This window comes from Cutibacterium equinum, from assembly GCF_028021195.1.
Classification (GTDB): Bacteria; Actinomycetota; Actinomycetes; order Propionibacteriales; family Propionibacteriaceae; genus Cutibacterium; species Cutibacterium equinum.
Map to the genome: position 1 here is coordinate 172,699 of NZ_CP115668.1, position 17,800 is coordinate 190,498.

A 17,800-nucleotide genomic window follows, 5' to 3' on the forward strand; every position below is an offset into this window, starting at 1 on the left:
GAGAACATGACCAGAATGCGCTACTCGTCGTGGCATCGCCTGATTGCCGAGAAGGGAAGGAGCGCTGGTCTACGCTGCAGTGTGGCATGATGTGAGGGCGTCGGGCGAGGTGATAAGCCCCCGATGAGTCGCCTGCCGGATTTACCATGAAGTTCTGGACCCATGACTGATGTCACCGTGATCATCCCCGTTTCGCAGGACTGGGGTTGCCTTCCCCGTCAGCTACAGGCGTTGGCCAATCAGAATGACGCACCGAAGTTCGAGATTCTGGTGGCAGACGCGGGGTGTCCACGCGGTGTCGCTGAGCTTGTCGAACGTTGGCGGTGGCGGCTGGATGTTCGGCGGGTTGATGCCACAGCCCGTCCGGGTGACGGTTATGCCCGCAATGTGGCTATTTCACATGCGCGGTCTGACCTGTTGATGTTCACGGGTACCGACGTGATCGTGTCGTCTGACTGGGTGCGATCTGGTTGGGAAGTGGGACGCGATGCCCCCGTGTTCACCGGAGTCCACCCGGGCGGGGATGGCTTGGTCTCGCTCGACGTTGACGGATGCAACTTCGGAGTACGTCGTTCGACACTCATTGATGCGAGGGGGTTCGATGCAAGCTTGTCCGGGACGGCTGCTGACGCAGACCTCGCTCGCCGCCTGACCGAAGCCGGTCAGTGCGTGAAGCTGGTGGCGGATCTGCGGGTGAATCACGACTTCCGGTCGCAACAGGGTTCGACGGGGCTCACCCCTCGCATCCGCGCAACCTTGTTCGACCGTGCTCGTCGCCCCGCCCCGGACCTCGGAGCTGGGTTGGATTCAGCAACGACTGACGTGCCGAGTGTGTCGGTCGTCATTCCGCATTACGGCGAGGTCGGGCCGACGATGTCGGTAGTTCGGGACCTTATGGCACAGGAGGGAGCGACCTCCTTCGAGATCATCGTCAGTGACGACTGCTCACCGGAACCCTTTCCCGATGGAGACGGCTGGACGGTGGTTCGCAGTGCCGTAAACGGTGGATACGGTGCGGCCTGCAACCGGGGGGCGAAACAGGCAACTGGAGAGTATGTGCTGTTCCTCAACAGTGATGCATCGCTCCAACCAGACTTCCTTCGACGTTTTCTGGACGCCGCCCGCCCTTGGGGCCGTGCCGTCACGGCACCGGCCGTCCGCCAGCAAGGAGAGGTCAGGGCCAGATTGGGGCGCTGGGGGCGGCCGCACCATTACATCTTCAACTGGGCGACTCCGGGAGCCCGTTTTCACGGACAGGAGTGGTTCGACTGGCTCCAAGGTCAGGATGTCTTTGCAGCCCATCGTCTCGCCGAGGAGGGGCGAGGGGTCGTCGTTGACTGGGTGAGCGGGGTCGCCCACATGATGCCCTTACAGGACTTCTGGGCTGTCGGAGGATTTGACGAGGACTTCTTCATGTACTGCGAGGAGATGGATCTTCATCGCCGGCTGAGGGAGGAACGCGGGCTCAACTCGGTGTACCTGCCCCAGGCGGAGGTCGGCCACGTTGGTGGTGGATCGTCCTCGCCGGACCGTGTGAGGTCCTGGAATGTCGATGGCGAATTCCGATTCTTCGAGAAATGGGGTGGTGCACAGTGCTTCATGGTGGGAATGATTGCGACATCCGTACTCAACTTCGGGTGGAATTGTGCGAGAAAAGTCCGTGGCATCGACGTCAACTCTGGGCGGATCTTCGTCAATGAATGTCGTGTGATCAGGCATGGGTGGCAGCACCGCAAGGACAGTGGTCCGCAGCGGCGTCCAATCAGGAAAGTCGCGGATGTGAGCGTCATAATTCCCGCCGCTCGGCCAGTTCTGGTGGTTGAGCCGTGGGCCGGACGCAGTCGTGCCGGGGCGCAGGGGCTGTTGGACTGCACCGGTTCTGATGTGGTGACCGCCACGGCCGATGAAGGTGGCCGTCCGTCGATCAATGACCTGATTAGTCGTGTCGAGAATTGGCTGGACCTCCATGAGGACGGAATAGTTGCCGTCCCGGCGGGGGCAGGGGCGACGTCTGGAAGAAGCGCTGTGATGGGTGGATTCCGAAGGTCGAGCTCGGCGGCGAGGCGGACACAAAGCCCTGTGAGCGTGCTGGTTCGTGACCGCGTTCTCGAATTCCTGGCACGCAGATCTCTTGCACACGGTGGCTCGGACATGGTTGTTCTGTACGAGGAGAAACCGGAATTGGAGACTGGTCATCCGGCGTGGGGATCGGTCGTCGCCGCCGCGAGATGCCGCGACGAGCGCCTTGTGGTCCGGTACAGCATTGGTGATGACGGTGCCGGGGAATGTGGCGAGCGGGAGTTCTATTGGGTGGTCATGCGAGGAAATGATGCCGTAGGCTGAACCCATGCGTGGAATCATTCTGGCCGGAGGTGCTGGGTCGCGGCTGCACCCCATCACTTTGGGGACGAGTAAACAGCTCATGCCCGTCTACGACAAGCCGATGATCTACTACCCGCTGACCACCCTCATCTTCGCGGGTATCCGGGATGTCCTCGTGATCACCACGCCGCACGAGGCGCAGGCCTTCCACCACTTGCTCGGTGACGGTTCCCAATTTGGTATCTCGATCGAGTTTGCCGTGCAGCCAGAACCCAAGGGTCTGGCGCAGGCTTTCACCATTGGGGCCGATTTCGTTGGGAATGACTCCTCCTGCCTGGTCCTGGGTGACAACATCTTCTCTGGTCCAGGATTGGGGACGCGGTTGCTCGCCAAGGCGCAGTCGGTGGACGGTGCTCTCATCTTCGGCTATCAGGTCGCGGACCCACGCGCTTACGGCGTCGTCGAGGTTGACGATGACGGTCTCGCTGTGTCCATCGAGGAGAAGCCGGAGCACCCCAAATCCCACTGGGCGGTTCCCGGTCTTTACTTCTACGACAACGACGTCGTCGCGATTGCACGAGATCTCAAGCCCTCGGCGCGTGGTGAAGTGGAGATCACCGACGTCAATCGCACCTACATGGAACAGCGCCGTCTGCATGTGGAGCTTCTCCCAAGGGGTACCGCGTGGTTGGATACCGGGACGTTCGACTCCCTCAACGACGCAGGAAACTTCGTGCGCGCGATCCAGGCCAGGCAGGGACTCCAGGTGGGGTGTCCGGAGGAGGCTGCGTGGCGGCGCGGATTCCTCTCAGATGAGGACCTTCTTGCTCGGGCTGCGAAGTTCGAGAAGTCCGGCTATGGGGCGTATCTGCGTGGCTTGGTGACACCCCCCTGAGCTTGTTGCCTACTCAGCAACTCCCCCTGATGAATGGTGTCCTGTAACATGGCCCCTGCCTGTGGGCTGACTATGCCCTTTCCACAGGTAGGGTCAGCGAACTACCAGAGGAGTCCATAACCCGTGACAGTCGTCGACGTAGTCCGCATCCTGCGGCGCAACCTTGTCCTGCTCATTGTCTGTGCACTCGCGGGAGGCCTACTCGGCGCGGTTTACCAGCTGTCACGCCCCGAGGTGTTCACGGCCAAGTCGACCGGAATGGTGGTCGCGGGAGATTCTGCTTCGGTCGGTGGAGCGATGTCAGGTAACGTGATCGCTCAGCAGAGAGCAGCCGCGTACACCAAGCTGGTGGGAACGCGGACGATGGCGGAAAAAACGGCCGAGAGTCTCAAGAAGGCCGGCAAGCCGGAGGCAGCGAAGGGTACGTTGACGGCGTCTGTCCCCGACGGTACGGCCTTCATCGACATCAAGGCCACGGGAGACACGGCCGAGAATGCCCAGGCCCTCGCCAATGCCGGCCTCGAGGCACTTATCTCCGAGGCCTTGCGGATGGAGACCTACGGTCAGGCCGCAGGTGGGAAGAAGAGTGACGCGGAGCTTGCCAAGATGACTTCGGTCCACGTCCTCGGATACGAGTCCGCCGGACTTCCTTCCGGTGATCGTGGCAAGTCGATGGTTCTCTATCTGGCAGTTGGTCTGGTGGCTGGCTTCCTCATTGGTGCGGTCGTCGCTGTGGTGCGCAAGCAATTCGACCTCAAGGTTCGCGATCAGGCGACCGTTGAAGAACTCACCGGTTCAGGAATCCTCAGTGTCATTCCGGACGACAAGAAGCTTGCCGAACAGCGAGAGAAGTCGATCGTTCACCTGTCCGGCATCACCGGCGAGGCTTTCCGGCAGCTGCGTACCAACCTCCGGTTCGCCAACGTCGACAACCCTCCCCGTGTCGTTGTCGTCACCTCGGCCAATCCGGGAGAGGGCAAGTCGACTGTGTCGACACACTTGGCGGTTGTCATGGCACAAGCAGGTGAGAGGGTCGTCCTCATTGACGCTGACATGCGCCGCCCGGTGCAGCACAAGGCTTTCGGAGCCGAGTCCGGTGTGGGTCTGTCCCAGGTCCTTGCTGGCGACGTCGCCCTGGATGATGCCTTGATGCGGACCGAGACCAAGCGGCTGCAGATGCTGGCTGCCGGACGTATTCCTCCGAATCCTTCAGAACTTCTTGGTTCCCAGCGAATGAAGGACTTGCTCACGGAACTGCGTAGCCGTGGCTACTTCGTCGTCATCGACGCACCCCCGCTGCTTGCGGTGACCGATGCGGGCCTGCTCGGAACGATCGCTGACGGCACGATCTTCGTGGCAGTTGTCGGCAAGACTCACCGTGATCAGGTGTCGTTGGTGGTCAAGCGACTGGAGCAGGTCGGTGCCCCGCTTCTGGGATCGGTGCTCACGCGGGTGCCTCGAAAGAAGATGGGCGACGTTCTTTACGGCTATGGTGCCTCCAGTTACAGTTCCTACCGCTCATACGGCGACTATGGCAAGCACGGTTACTACTCGTCGTACGGAACCGAGGAACAGGACAGCGAGGAATCAATCGCAGTCATCAAGGATGAGCGACAGCCACGAGAGGGGGCTGTTCGGGTTCAGAAACACGAACGTCCGGCCGTGGATTCAGGTATAACCCCCCGCCGAGCCAAATGACTGGAGCTGGAGACGCCCTCGCCCTCGGCATGAGGGCCGAGCAAGGTTCTTCCACATTAGGAGTGAAGGCTCGTCAGGCGGCGGAACGAATCGGCAGTATCCGTCTCCCGGATTTTCTCCTCGGTATGACCTTTGTCTTGGGTCGTTACGAGATTGGCTTGCCGATGCCCATCGATGTTGCTCTCACTGCTGGGGCCATTGCAGTGTGCGCGTTTGTGCGGCCGACCGTGAAAGTGCGAGGCCTTGGGTTCTATGCGTTGCTGTGGGCGTTCCTGCTGCTGTGGGTGGTAGGTGTGTCCATCCATCAGGGACAACCATGGGCACAGAGGTCATTCCGTTGGCTCCTGCTCATTCTATTCTCGGTGTGTCTTGCGCAGGGCCGTCTGTTATGGCGGTCATTCGTGGCAGGGTATGCGATATCCCTGATATTCATAAATATCCCTGCGAACTTCACGCCGCTTCGTAGTCCCGGGTACGAGGGACTTCTTCTCGGGTTTCTTGGTGACAAGAATGTGGCCGGGATGGTTTACGCTGTGGTCGGTATTCTCGTGTTGGCTGTGGTGCGGACCACCATCAGTCGTGTCCTGGTATTCTTGGTTTTCAGTGCTGCTCTTTTTGCCACAGGATCACGCACGTCGATGATGGCGTTTGCGGCCGGGTGTGTCTGGGTCTTCATCAGGAGCCGTCTGGCCTTGACGTTTCGCCTCCTCCTCGTGTTGGTGGGATGGCTGGGAATTCGCTATGTCGAGGATAATTTCGCAGAGGTTGGCGTGTTCAGCGACCGGGCTGGTACGGACTGGTTCAGGGAAACTATCAACGTCGCCACGGCCGCTAAGATACAAGCGTCTCCGTGGTACGGAAGTGGTTTGGGAACTGCCTGGGTGTACGTCTTGGACGATCGCCGAATGCTCTTCCACGATTCGTATGCGGCATTGCGGGTTGAGAGTGGAATACCATTGCTTGTTGCCGTTGTTGGCCTCTTTCTTTTCGTTGTCTGGGGGCTGGCAGACCAACGGACAGTCGTGTCCGACGAGCAGCGTGTTGTAGAGGGTGCCGCGGTCGCGATCCTGGTATGTGCATGGAAACTGGGAGAAGTGTTCTTCACGGTGCCGGCATTCATTGTCATCGGCATCAGCCTGTGTGAGCGATACGGGTCTGCGTTTGCGTCGGAGTCGGAAACGCTGCGATCGGTGCCGCCACGGCGCAATAGCGATGTACTATCTCTTGTCGGTCCAAGGAGTCAGACATGAGGCGGAGCACCTACTCCTGCTGCTTGATTACCCTCACCCCCCAATGCCCCAATGCCCGGTTCATTCCATATCGACATGATCACTCGAGGACGGTGAAGTGATGAGGTTGCTCGTTGTAACTCCGAGCTTTCACGGTTATGGGAACGCCATTGGCGACGCCTTCGCAAGGAAGGGGTATGACGTCATCGTCCACAGGTACGATGCTGCCCCGCGTGTCGAGAAGGCTTGGAACAAGATCAGGTATGAGCTTCCTGCCAAGGTGCGTGGCACTCAAGGCCACCTGTCGTCGGAGGTTGTGACCAAGAGGGCGATCGAACGTCTTCGTACGGTACGACCAGATCTGGTCCTCACCATTCGAGGTGATGTTTTGGGTCCTGACTACTGGGCGGAAGTCGACCGCACGGCGAAGCACTCGGTGGCCTGGCTCTACGACGAGTTGCGCCGCATGACCCTCGACATCGATATCGCGGCAGCTGTGTCCACGGTCATCACCTACAGCCATGACGACACGGCCGAGTTGCAGGCGAAGGGGATTGACGCCCACTACGTTCCGACCGGTTTCAACCTGTCCACAAAACCGGAAGGGCACTGGCCCAAGGGCGACGTCACTTTCGTGGGCTCCAACTTGCCAGCTCGTCAACAGCTCCTGTCCACCCTCGTGAAGGAGGGAATCCCAGTCGTGGCCTACGGTCGAGAGTGGTCCGATCACCCCGTCGATCGCATGCGGACGTGGCGAGCGAAGTCGGCGGGTATTCCGGCCAGGCGGGATGTCACTTTGGGTGAGGCTTACGGCATCATGCGTGACTCCGCAGTCACGATCAACGTCCATGGCGATCAGGATGGCTTCACCATGCGGACCTTCGAGGCCTGCGGGCTCGGTGGTCTTCAAATTATTGATCGCGACGATGTCACGGAGTTCTATGAGCCCGGCAAGGAGGTACTGGTGCAGCACAGCGCAGAGGAGGCAACTGAGTTGTCTCGCCGTGTGCTCTCCGATCCGAACCGCATGATCGCCATGCGCCGGGCTGCGAAGGCTCGGACGATCGCCGAGCACACCTTGGACCACCGTGCCGCGACCATCGAGAAGTTGTGGTCATGAGCGACGTGGGGCTTGTCTTTCCAGACGACCTCGACGCTTGGCGGAAATGGTCAGACAGCAGAAACCGGGTGCGTTTCGCATTGTCGGCTGTGAGACGGCGACTGCGAGCGCCTGTCGTGGCTACGCCGATGCTTTATTTGCCCGCCGAGGAGCCGAAGACGCTCGTCGTCCTTGATCAGGTGTCCGCGAGTTGCCGCTACGCGACCTTCGATCCGTTGGCACATCTCGACCCTGATCGCACGGCCGTTCTTTCCCACCATCCTGAGGCGCGGGAAGTAGCAAGGGGTGCCGTCCGTGTCATGGAGTGGCGCAGGGGAGCCCCGTTACCCAGGTCGATCGAGCAGGTCCTCACCCTGGGATCCTTCAACGATCTTGCTGCCGAGGTCAGGCCGTGGGCCCTGCGGAACAACGCGCGTTTCTGTGTCGTCCAACACGGACTGCTGACCCCTTGGTCCCCACCCCTGACCCCCGGGGACCATCTGTTTGCGTGGTCTGAAGCTGATGCTGATTATCAGGTTGCAGGACGCGACGACGTTACCAGTGAGGTGGTCGGCTCGCAGATGCTGTGGAAGGCGTCGAGATTGCCTAAGGCGCAGGTCCTGGACGACACCCCGGTGATGTTGGGTCAGCTTCACGGCACGGAGATAGGACGCGGCCACAAACAACGTATTTACACCGAGTTCTGCACCTCCACCGGGGCGCTGTACCGTCCGCATCCCAACGAGGCTGACGCCATCTCACGCGCCCAGCACCGCGTGATGCGTCGTTGCGGGGTGCAGATCGAGAAGACCAAGCGGTCCTTGGTCGAGGAGGGGCGGCCGGTCGTTTCCATCTTTTCCACCGGGACCCTCGAGGCGGCGTGCCGAGGTCTGCCGGCATGGGTCCACCATCCCGTACCACCCGCCTGGATCGAGGATTTCTGGAGTCGGTACAACCTTTCCAGATGGGGGTCGTCACCAACCCAGCCCTACGAGTCGCCCGAGCTGGAACCGGCACTCGCTGTCGCCAGGGCGTTGTCTGACTGACCCACTTGTCATCGAGGCGCCCACCTTCCCGATGACCGCGCCGTTGTCCTGGTGCTGTGGTCAGGCGTGGGCGCATCGGGTCAGCATCGGGTCAGGTGGTCGACACGATCAGCGGCTCTTTACAGTTGAGGGTGTAGTTGGGCGGTAGCCCCGGGTCCGGAGACGGGCCGAGGTCCTTGGATGATGGAAGTTCCTACACTGCCTCACCAAAGACCTCGACATGGATGACGTTACCTTCACCTGATCTGGCCACGTTCCGTCGCATGGACGACCTCGGCCTGGCCGTGACAGGCCAGCGCGTGACTGGCGAGCGAGCCATTCTGTTGTGCCGCGCGGTTGACCCCGACGACTGGTGCCATCGTTGCGGCGGCCACAGATCACCGGATCTACACCCTCGATTGTGAAGAGCCTGTATGTGAGACACGCACCCTACCCACTCGGCGAGTTTATGTGAGTGTCGTCGGAGGTGTGCGGCAACTCACGAATGCGAATAGACTCCCCTCGGCTGCGGGGAAGAAGGAGAGCCAGCATGCACGTCGAAAGCACAGTCATGAGGTTCATGGGCAACCATCGTGATTCCGCTGTCGTGGCACATCGAAAGATTGACAAACCTGTGCTTGTGACGATGATTCAGGCAACATCCGCCTCGGTTGGGTTGACCAGGTGAGCGAGGCGAGGGCGAGTCTCGAGGACGAGTTCGAGGACTTGGGAAGCAGGACTCGGAAGGCTGGCTACTGGGCGTTGGCTGGGCAGGTGGTGAAAGCCCTGATCCAGGTGGTGACGGTCGTCGTGCTGTCCCGGCTGCTCACCCCGGACGACTACGGCATCTTCGGGATGGTGATGGCCTTCGTCGCATTGACTGACCTTTTTCGGGAGCTGGGACTTAGTGCCGCAGCGATCCAAGCCAAGCAGATCAGTGCGGCACAGCGCAGCAACCTGTGGTGGATCAACACGGCAGCGGGGGCCAGCCTGAGCCTCTTGAGTGTGGCCGCAGCTCCACTGGTCGCGTGGCTCTTCGCCGAGCCGCGTCTCACTCCGTATGTGTGGGCTATCGGGGCGCTATTTCTCATTAGTGGCATGAGCGCGCAGTATTCGGCCTCGCTGCAGCGGCAGTTGCGGCAGAAGACGCTGCAGGTAATCAACATTTCGGCACAAGTAATAGCGCTCGTTGTGACGATCGTGCTCGCCGCGTTGGGTTGGGGGGCGTGGGCGCTCATCGTGCAATCCCTTCTCGGCAGCGCTACCACGCTCGTATTACTGGTACTTGTGTCAAAATGGTGGCCGCAGCGCTGGGACCGCAACGCCGACATGCGAGGATTCTTTCGGTTCGGGTTCGCCGTCTTCGGATACAGCGTCGTGTCTTACCTCGCCAATTACATCGTCAATCTTTCCACTGGGCGATTTTTCGGTGCGCGTGAGCTCGGCTCCCTCACCCGGGGCACCCAGCTCGTCTCCACACCTGTGTCGCTCATGGTTGCACCCGTATCCAATCTAGCCTTCGTGACACTGTCGAAAGTGCAAGACGATGCGCAGCGGCTGCGTCGATACTCGCTGTTGTGGCAACAGACGGTGGGATACGCCGTCGCCCTGCTGTGCGGTGGTCTGCTCGTCGTGAGCCCCTCGTTGGTGCCGTTGGCGCTGGGCGATGGCTGGAGTCGCACTGTCGGCTTCGTGCAACTACTGTGCATCTCGACAGCGCTTGGCTATGTGCCGTTGGCGGCTGGCTGGTTGTACCAAAGCCTTGGACGCCCTGACATACAATTGCGCATCAGTCTCGTCTTCACTCCCATCCGCGTCGTCGTCGTGCTGCTCGCAGCGATGGTCAGCGTAGAGGCTGTCCTATGGGCCAACATTGCAGTCTCGATGGTAACTTGGCCCGTGTCGTACACAATCCTCGGGCGCACGACGCGCGTCGAGGTGCGGCCGCTCGTAAGAGGAGTGCTGCGCTCATTCGTGGTGGGCGGGTTACCTGCGGCGTTGTTGTTACTTGCGCGTTGGCAAATGCACACCGAGTGGCCTGTAATTGTGGACCTGCTCCTCTATGGCGGCGCCTATGTGGTGCTCGCAACGGGCTGGCTACTTGTGCCCCCTGTACGGCGGGAGATATGGGAAGTTAAGGCCGCAGTATTGCGCACACGGAAGCAGGCAGCCCCGAAGGCTACTTAGTGTTAATCTTGGCGAGGATACGTGGTGCCTCGTCCGAACCGAGAGGAGTGCGTAGGCGAGCCAGGTCAGCGGATGTGCGGGGTTCATCCAGAAATACCCGGAACCTCTCTGGCTGCGCGACATGAGGTGGTTGCACTTCTCACATGTGCCCGCTGATCCCGACAAATCCTGGCGCTTCGTCGGCGCTGTGGGACGGTTATCTGACTGAGTGAGGCATCACCTGGGTGCCCAAAGAGACGAAGGAGTGACGCATGAAGGCGCTCGTGCTGTGGGGCGATCCCCATGCTGCCAATTTCGGCATCCGCGTCCTGTTCGAGGGAACGAAACAGCTGCTGTGCTCGGTGGATCCGTCGCTGGACGTGGACTACCAGCATTACGGTTGGGGCACCGCCCCTTTCCCCGTGGCCCGAGCGAAGGGTGCGATCAAACGTCGGTTCCGGACCCGCGAGGCTGTGGAGTGGCTTCGTCAGTACTCGGTGGTGGTGGACCTGCGAGCCGGTGATTCCTTCACCGACATTTACGGCCTGAAGTTTTTGGCGGAGCAATCGTTGTGGGCGGAGTTCGTCGCCGAGCTGGGGATTCCTCTGATCTTCGGTCCCATGACCGTCGGCCCTTTCCGCACGCGCGCCGGGCGCCTGATTGCTCGTGCCAACCTTTCGCGAGTGAAGGCACTCGTGACTCGGGATTCGTACTCGGCAGGGTATGCCGAAGGATTCGGCCGTCCAGCCGATGCCGTTGGGACCGACGTCGTGTTTGCACTCCCTCGTCCGGAGCGACCAGCGCAGCCGGAGCACGACGTGTTGCTCAACGTCTCTGGGTTGCTGTGGTCCAGCGACGCGCATGGTGACAGCGGGCAGTACCAGACGCTCGTTCGCGACCTGATCCGAGATCTGCGCGAGGCAGGACGCTCGGTGACCTTACTCAGTCACGATGTGCCCGACGACGTCGTTTCCGACGCGCGTCCTGGGGCGATGCTCGCCGAGGAATTCGGCCTTGTGCACGTCCATCCTGAGTCGCTCGACCAGGTCCGCAAGACTGCGGCTTCGGCTCGGCTCGCCATCGGATCCCGGATGCACATGTGCCTCAACTCTCTGAGCGTGGGGACACCGGCGGTGCCGCTGGCGTACTCGCGCAAATTCGCGCCGTTGCTGCGTGACCTCGGTTGGGAACACACTCTCGAGCTCGGTGCCGCCACGACGACCAGTGCCGTGCTGGCGGCGTGTCAGCAAGCCGAGGAAGGAGACGTCGATGCGGTCCTGCACCGGGCCGACCTCCTGATCGACCGAGTACGTGAATGCTACGCATCCGTCATAGGCTGACGTTGACGCCGCGCCGGTCACGGCGTTTGTGAGGCGCTACCGACGCGGCAACCGCTTCGCGCGCCCCCACGTGGCCCTCGTGCGCTGGTAGAGCGTCTTCGGCGTGGGGCGTTCCTTTCTCAGCAGCCCGAATCCCCGGTAATGCGGGATGCGGCGACCGGCGACAAGGGTGCCCAGAAGCCGGCTGAACATCTGGGTCCGCTTGCCCCGCTGTCCGGGCTGAACGGCGGCCAGTGCGCTGGCGTCGAGAGGCTCAGCATCGATGGCGCCTGCTTGGAGTGCTGTGGCGACGAGTCGCTCGCCCCGCTGGGTGCGGGCGACGATCGCGCTGCGGCCATCTCCATCTTCAAAGACCGGGTAGCCGCGTTCGTCGGCCTCCCAATAGTCGGCGCACACGAGATCAGCGGATTCGCCGACCCCATCGGCGCACAGTTTGCAGCGCCATTGCATCGACGGACCGAGCGCCTTGCCCCATGAATCGTCGTAGCTGACCTCTACGCGCTGGCCGGATTCACTGACTCCGATGAAGGCGCCGGGCCAGCCGTTCCCGCGGTAGCGCAGCGAGGTGAGAGGTTCGTCGGGGCCAATACCTCCGGCTGACAGCAGGTCATCGGTCGCATCTTGGCTGGGGGTGCCGGCGCAGAAGAAACTTAGCAACAGTGGTGATGCGGCATCGTCGGCAGGATAATGCGCTCGAAGCGCAGCGATCTCGCACGGCTTCGCGATGACGACGTCGTCACGGCCGAGCCCTTCGCGTGGTAGCCCAGCCAGTGTCGATGCTGGGCAGTAGCGAGACCCCGCTGCCGCCAGCGCTTCCTCGCGGGTGGTTAGTTGTAGTGGCACCGTGGTGCGCCGCGGCGTGTCGGATTCGGCGACGCTGAATACCCGGCGCGCGCGACCCGAGCTGAGTAGCCAGGAGGCCAGTCCGGTGAGCACCCCGCCACTGGAGCCTGCGTGCCGAATCTCCTCATCGGTGCTGTGCCCCTGCCACACACGGCGGTGCCTGCCGACGACTACGTCGTCCAGCATGGAAGGCCCTCGCGGCGCTGAGCGCACCACGAGGCCCGGGCACTGACGCCGGAACTCAGCCACGAGCTGTGGGTCTGCATCCTCGGTCTGGGTGAGAGCCGACAACTGCGGTCGGAGATAGCCGTCGCGCAGTTCCATGTCGACGCTGTCGGCCAGACGCGCGCAGGCGCCGCAGCCGGTGCAAAGTTGGTTGGCGGTCACCTGGTTGATGGCTTGTCTGAGTGAGATGGTCACGCAGTGCTCCCTTGGTCGTGGCGTTTGGTGAGCGCGACCCTCATCTTATTCAATTCAGCCGACGTGGGGTACCGGACACAGCGCTCGGGCCGTTGGGCGTCGCAGCCGGGACGGAGGGCGACCGCGTTCAGGCGAGTCGAGAACACATAGCACGCGGCGGTAGGAGACAAACAGCCATGGCAGTGTAGTGTAGCCGTGGTCAACTGAAGGGATTGAGTGTAGTGCACCAGCCAACGCACGCTCCACCCCAGGGAAACGACGTCATCGTGGGATCCAAGCCCAGGATGTACTGGATGGATTCACTTCGAGGCTTGGCGGTGGTGTTGGTCGTCTTGCACCACGCAGTCGGTGTCCCTCGTGTTCTCGGCGTCGGCGAAGGACTACTGCTACCGGGCTGGGACGGGTTCGTGGCCTTCTTCTCCTCGTTTCGCATGCCGACCTTACTCGTGATGTCGGGAATGCTACTGGCCACCTCAGTAAGAAAACCCTTGATCCCCTTTATCTCGGGCAAGATCCGAAAGGTGCTCTGGCCTTATGTGGTCTGGGTGCTACTCACCCTCACCGCACTGGGCGGACTGTCGACTGTGACCAATCCCCGCATGTGGCTCACAGGCCCCTACCACATGTGGTTTTTGGTGGTCCTGCTCTTCTGTTATCCCGCTGGATGGCTTAGTCGATGGATACCAGCCTGGCTGATGGCTGTGGGGATGGTGGCATTGCTCGTCGTTCGTGATCCGTCATCGACGTGGATTCGCCGCGTTCTCTTCTACGGAGCGATATTCATGATGGGGGCAGCCCTTCGACGGTATCTGCCCTCTCTGCTTGCCATGCCTGGTTGGATCGCTGGCTTGCTGGGCGTTGTGGGTTTGAGCATTGCATGCTCTCATTCGTTCAGATGGGGACTGGCGCAGCTCAATCATCGTCAGGTCTGGACGCTTCTCCTGCCTTGGGGGGGGTCCTGTCTGTGATGTGGTTGTGGTCGCGAATACCGAGAATTCCGCTGTTGGAGTGGGTCGGTCAGAAGTCAATTGTGCTCTACTGCGTGCACTTCCCAGTGCAGGGCCTGTCCGCATTGGCCTTGCGTGATCTTGCGCTGAGTGCTCCGGTGCTCTTCGTGCTGGTGCAGGTGGTTGTGGGGATCGGTGTCCCGGTTCTCGTGCTGTGGGGTTACCGCTACACGAAAATTCTGTTCGAGTTGCCGGCTCTTCCGCGAATCGAGCGTCGAGCAGTCGAGCAGGCAGGACCGTCGTAGTTGAGGTCTCCGTATCCAAGCTTGGCCCGGCGAGTGTCGCCGCAGTTCAGCATGGTCACTTCGATCCCGGGCTCAAGGTCTTGGGCCGTGTTCGCATCTGACAGGTTTCGTGGGGCAGATCTGCCGGACACGGCTCCTATCTGCCAAGGCACTACGTCTGAGACTGGTCGTCATGCACAGATGCCCCGGCGCCATCGGTATGGTTAGCTTCGAAGGTGTGATACCGGAAGGAAGGGGTGCGGTGATGTCCACCGCAGGTACCAGGCGTGATTTTGCCGCGAGTCTGTATCGTGTCGGGAGCTGATCGCTTTACGGTGCCGAGCTACGTTAATCAGGAGATCTGGGCTCGCGAATTTGGATACGACTATCGGCTCCAATCCCTGCCTGATGCGGGGGATCACAACTACTACTTCCTGAAGCCTTCCGCGCTGAGGCATTACTTACCCTACTACGATTGGGTGTTTTGGGTCGATGACGACGTCTACTTCACCGATTTCACCGAGGACCGCATCGCCGGCCTCATCGCGGAGGCGGAGCAGGCAGAGCGCTCGATCATTCTGGCGGACGGCGTGCGGGAGCCCAACGGATGGTGGAACGTGGTCAATGCGGGGGTCATGCTCGTCCGCAATGACGAGCACGGGCTGCGGTTCCTCAACAGCGTGCTCGAGCCCCTGGAGCAGTTGGTGGCCGAGTGGTGGGATCCCGAGATTGTCGGCAAGCAATGTGGAGGCGACCAGGATGTTGTCCACTACGCCCTTGTTGAGTTGGGTATGCGCGACCACGCGTTGATCGTCGACCATATGCGACTGAACGCCCGTCCCCATCACTACCGCACACTGAAGGATGGAACCACCGTGCATTTTGCCGGACACCCGGACAAAGCCTTGTCCGTGATTGATTTCTCCCGAGCCATGGGGGTGAGCGATCTCCTCGTACCCAAGGCTCTTCTGGATAAGTACGGGATGCGTCGCCAGACCGTGCTCCTTCCCGGGGAGGAGCGTCGGCGTCGGATGCGGCTGTCAGTCCACATGAAGGGACGAGCGATGGCCACTCGGCTGGGGGCCAAGGAGCAGGTGAAATCTGCTGTCGCTAAGGTGCGTGATGTGATCGCGTGAGCGGTGCTCGCCGAGGTTCATCCGAGTGCCCAGGGCCACACATTCACTGACCATACTGCGCACATGTAAGCCAAAGGCACCTTAATAGCAGCGGTCGTCGTCACGGTAAGACTGGTGACGCACGCTTGGTATCTTGAAGTGACAGCGATGGCGTGGGTTGGGGGTTTATGGCGCGATGAGCCGGTCTGGATCGACGGTCCCTGGCTGCTGAGCTCCCACCCTTACCTTTGCGGCGGAAACCGTATCCACCAGGGCCTCGTCTGCCCGGGGCTCTATGCGAGTCTCGTCGTGTTCTTCATGTCTGGTGCGACAGGCTATATGAGTACAGCGCTCGAAAGCCCCCCTGATCATGGTGCCTGTCACCGATCCCAAGGGGGCAGACGCAGCTCGGAAGTTGTTGGGGCTTAGCGAGCGGGGAGGTCGCAAAGCGCAAATCTGAAGGGTTTCGCACCCTCAAAGAGGCTCGCGCAAAGGGATCCGTTCGGAACTGAGCCAACAGTCGACCCTGCCCGACCCCGTAGGTGATCCTGCGAGGGTATTCTCATGCCCGCGTTTGAGAATCCCAGTGAACTATCACGCAGCAATGTGGCTCTTCACAATCGAGGGTGTAGATCCGGTCTGAGTCTGCCGGCTTCGAGGAGGGATCGGGTGATGTCGTTGGTCAGGTTGGGGAAGCCTAGGGCGGTGCCGCGTAGGTGTTCGAGGCGTTCGTTGATGGTCTGGGTGGGGCCGTTGCTGGTGGCGGGCTGGTCGAAGAAGGCCAGGATGTCATCGCGGCGTGTGGTCAGGGTCCGGCCGAGTCGTGCGACCTCGACCAGGTTGGCGGGAACGCTCGATCCGATCGACGCGATGAGCCGGGTCATGATCTTTGTGCCTTGGGCTCGACTGCCAGCGCGGTAAACGGTGATCATGGTTTGGTAGACGTCCCAGGTGGCCTCGACCTCGACATGCCGATCATCACTGAACAGTTCATCCACGCGGTGTTGTTGTGTGTCGGTCAGCAGATCAGCGCCGGTGTGCAGGATTCGGCGGTTCTGGTAGAGCAGGTGGTGCTTGCGGCCGCGGGTGCCATGCAGCATGATTTGGACCCGCCTGCGGCAGGCATCCAGAGCATCGCCGGCCAACCTCACGACGTGGAACGGGTCTATCACCGTGGTGGCGTCAGGGAGTTCTTCGGCGGTGGCGGTTGTGAAGCCGGACAACCCGTCCATGGCCACGATCTTCACTCCGTCGCGCCAGGCTTGTGGTTGGTCGGTCAGCCAGGTTGCCAAGGCCTGCTTCGAGCGTCCTTTGATCATCGCCACCGGTCGGCTCGGGCTGGTGCCATCCCGCACCGGGGTCAGGTCGATGACCACGGTCACATACGTGTCACCCTTGTGGGTGTGACGCCACACATGCTCATCCACGCCTACCACGGTGACGTGGTCCAAGCGGCCGGGCTGGTCAATGAGCAGTCGTTGTCCTTCGGCTGACCGCATCGTTGGCAGTGGTCCATGTCACGCCGAGCGCGTGCGCGATCCTCGTCATCGATAGGTGGGTGACCACCAATGCTTCCAGCGCCCACCGTAACGCGCCACGTGACAAGCACGAACGCGGCGAAGCGGCACCGGTGAGGTGGTGGCGCCACACATGCCCGCAGTCGCGGCACTGGTAGCGGGGTAGCCGGACGTGCAGGGTGGTAGGGCGTCAACCGAACGGGACGTGCGCCAGGTCGCGGATCACGTTGTCACGCGCTGATCGGTGGCCGCCGCAGCGATGGCACCAGTCATCGGGTTTGATCGGATGGCAGGCCAGCAAGGCACGCTGGCTGGTCAGGTGTTGACCGACGACCCTCAGGCCGAGGTCGTCAAGCTGGCAGAACGTGGCCAAATCAGGGGTAGTGAAGGCAGCGTTGTCCATGTCAAGGTCATGGGCGGTGACTGTGTGCGAACTCCCATCATTCCAAGGACCCCGACCCGCCTCCGAACCCGAGGCTACCGCCCACCTACACCCTCGATTGTGAAGAGCCCGTTTCACCCCGTCGCCGGTAATGCGACGGTTGCCAGGCGCACTTGCCGTGTTGACGCCGATGCTGTAACTGCCCGCCGAGATCAGGCCATGATGACGTCGCAAGCGACACGATCGGCTCCCCAATGTTCGGGACGGCTGCCCGCAAGAAGTCCGTACAGTTTCTCGACGAAACCCCGGTGATGTTGGGTCAGCTTGACGGCCGGAGATATGATGCGATTCCAAGCAATGGATGCATGCCGAGTTGTGCATCTTAGCGGGAGCGCTGGACCGTTCTCATTCGAATGAAGCGGATGCCATTTTCGGGACTCAGCATCGACCGATGACGAGGGTAGGGGGCATGACCGACTCGCCCTTCAAGTCCTCGGTGGGGGAGAGACAGCCGATTA

The 17,800-nt window shown here is 61.3% G+C and carries 13 protein-coding genes and 2 pseudogenes; 13 read left to right on the forward strand and 2 right to left on the reverse strand.

Features of this window, described 5'->3' with window-relative positions; translation table 11 throughout:
• Nucleotides 1-162: 162 nt before the first annotated feature.
• The 9 genes and pseudogenes from O6R08_RS00710 to O6R08_RS00750 all read left to right on the forward strand — a co-directional run bounded on the left by O6R08_RS00710 (nucleotide 163) and on the right by O6R08_RS00750 (nucleotide 11,774).
• On the forward strand, nucleotides 163-2,343 hold the full coding sequence (locus O6R08_RS00710) for a glycosyltransferase family 2 protein (RefSeq protein WP_271418303.1): 2,181 nt from the start codon (nucleotides 163-165) through the stop codon (nucleotides 2,341-2,343).
• Between the two features lie 4 nt (nucleotides 2,344-2,347).
• A complete protein-coding gene (gene rfbA / locus O6R08_RS00715; RefSeq protein ID WP_271418304.1) occupies nucleotides 2,348-3,217 on the forward strand; it encodes a glucose-1-phosphate thymidylyltransferase RfbA in 870 nt (289 codons plus the stop codon).
• A 123-nt stretch (nucleotides 3,218-3,340) separates the two neighbouring features.
• A complete protein-coding gene (locus O6R08_RS00720; protein ID WP_271418305.1) occupies nucleotides 3,341-4,915 on the forward strand; it encodes a polysaccharide biosynthesis tyrosine autokinase in 1,575 nt (524 codons plus the stop codon).
• A 29-nt stretch (nucleotides 4,916-4,944) separates the two neighbouring features.
• Entirely contained in the window at nucleotides 4,945-6,165 is a 1,221-nt protein-coding gene (locus O6R08_RS00725) for an O-antigen ligase family protein (RefSeq protein ID WP_271418306.1), read from the forward strand.
• Nucleotides 6,166-6,265: 100 nt separating this feature from the next.
• The gene (locus O6R08_RS00730) at nucleotides 6,266-7,264 is read left to right on the forward strand and encodes a CgeB family protein (protein WP_271418307.1); all 999 of its coding nucleotides are present in this window, start codon (nucleotides 6,266-6,268) and stop codon (nucleotides 7,262-7,264) included.
• A gap of 128 nt (nucleotides 7,265-7,392) precedes the next feature.
• Entirely contained in the window at nucleotides 7,393-8,289 is an 897-nt protein-coding gene (locus O6R08_RS00735; RefSeq protein ID WP_271418308.1) for a prephenate dehydrogenase, read from the forward strand.
• Between the two features lie 224 nt (nucleotides 8,290-8,513).
• A pseudogene (locus O6R08_RS00740) lies at nucleotides 8,514-8,672 on the forward strand (ISL3 family transposase); the annotation flags it as partial.
• A gap of 280 nt (nucleotides 8,673-8,952) precedes the next feature.
• On the forward strand, nucleotides 8,953-10,455 hold the full coding sequence (locus tag O6R08_RS00745) for a lipopolysaccharide biosynthesis protein (RefSeq protein ID WP_271418309.1): 1,503 nt from the start codon (nucleotides 8,953-8,955) through the stop codon (nucleotides 10,453-10,455).
• 251 nt (nucleotides 10,456-10,706) lie between these two features.
• The gene (locus O6R08_RS00750; RefSeq protein WP_271418310.1) at nucleotides 10,707-11,774 is read left to right on the forward strand and encodes a polysaccharide pyruvyl transferase family protein; all 1,068 of its coding nucleotides are present in this window, start codon (nucleotides 10,707-10,709) and stop codon (nucleotides 11,772-11,774) included.
• A gap of 36 nt (nucleotides 11,775-11,810) precedes the next feature.
• Here O6R08_RS00750 and O6R08_RS00755 read toward each other — a convergent pair whose 3' ends face one another.
• Nucleotides 11,811-13,037, reverse strand: coding sequence for a Coenzyme F420 hydrogenase/dehydrogenase, beta subunit C-terminal domain (locus O6R08_RS00755; RefSeq protein ID WP_271418311.1), 1,227 nt, complete (start codon nucleotides 13,035-13,037; stop codon nucleotides 11,811-11,813).
• A gap of 293 nt (nucleotides 13,038-13,330) precedes the next feature.
• Between O6R08_RS00755 and O6R08_RS00760 the strand changes: the two genes are divergently transcribed.
• From O6R08_RS00760 to O6R08_RS11355, 4 genes are all read left to right on the forward strand, one after another.
• Nucleotides 13,331-14,005, forward strand: coding sequence for an acyltransferase family protein (locus tag O6R08_RS00760; RefSeq protein ID WP_271418312.1), 675 nt, complete (start codon nucleotides 13,331-13,333; stop codon nucleotides 14,003-14,005).
• 35 nt (nucleotides 14,006-14,040) lie between these two features.
• Nucleotides 14,041-14,289 carry a hypothetical protein gene (locus O6R08_RS00765; protein ID WP_271418313.1) on the forward strand — a complete coding sequence of 83 codons (249 nt, stop codon included), beginning with the start codon at nucleotides 14,041-14,043 and terminating at the stop codon, nucleotides 14,287-14,289.
• A 266-nt stretch (nucleotides 14,290-14,555) separates the two neighbouring features.
• The gene (locus tag O6R08_RS00770; protein WP_271418314.1) at nucleotides 14,556-15,404 is read left to right on the forward strand and encodes a glycosyltransferase family protein; all 849 of its coding nucleotides are present in this window, start codon (nucleotides 14,556-14,558) and stop codon (nucleotides 15,402-15,404) included.
• 147 nt (nucleotides 15,405-15,551) lie between these two features.
• Complete coding sequence (locus tag O6R08_RS11355; protein ID WP_408640140.1) at nucleotides 15,552-15,812, forward strand: hypothetical protein; 261 nt, start codon at nucleotides 15,552-15,554, stop codon at nucleotides 15,810-15,812.
• 185 nt (nucleotides 15,813-15,997) lie between these two features.
• Here O6R08_RS11355 and O6R08_RS00775 read toward each other — a convergent pair.
• Nucleotides 15,998-17,303: pseudogene (locus O6R08_RS00775) on the reverse strand (ISL3 family transposase).
• Nucleotides 17,304-17,800 lie beyond the last annotated feature (497 nt).

Bases quoted from the DNA above. Each gene is read 5' to 3' on its own strand.
- O6R08_RS11355 (WP_408640140.1), top strand. From the start codon at position 15,552: ATGGCGTGGGTTGGGGGTTTATGGCGCGATGAGCCGGTCTGGATCGAC.
- rfbA (WP_271418304.1), top strand. From the start codon at position 2,348: ATGCGTGGAATCATTCTGGCCGGAGGTGCTGGGTCGCGGCTGCACCCC.
- O6R08_RS00725 (WP_271418306.1), top strand. From the start codon at position 4,945: ATGAGGGCCGAGCAAGGTTCTTCCACATTAGGAGTGAAGGCTCGTCAG.
- O6R08_RS00730 (WP_271418307.1), top strand. From the start codon at position 6,266: ATGAGGTTGCTCGTTGTAACTCCGAGCTTTCACGGTTATGGGAACGCC.
- O6R08_RS00750 (WP_271418310.1), top strand. From the start codon at position 10,707: ATGAAGGCGCTCGTGCTGTGGGGCGATCCCCATGCTGCCAATTTCGGC.
- O6R08_RS00760 (WP_271418312.1), top strand. From the start codon at position 13,331: ATGGATTCACTTCGAGGCTTGGCGGTGGTGTTGGTCGTCTTGCACCAC.
- O6R08_RS00735 (WP_271418308.1), top strand. From the start codon at position 7,393: ATGCTTTATTTGCCCGCCGAGGAGCCGAAGACGCTCGTCGTCCTTGAT.
- O6R08_RS00710 (WP_271418303.1), top strand. From the start codon at position 163: ATGACTGATGTCACCGTGATCATCCCCGTTTCGCAGGACTGGGGTTGC.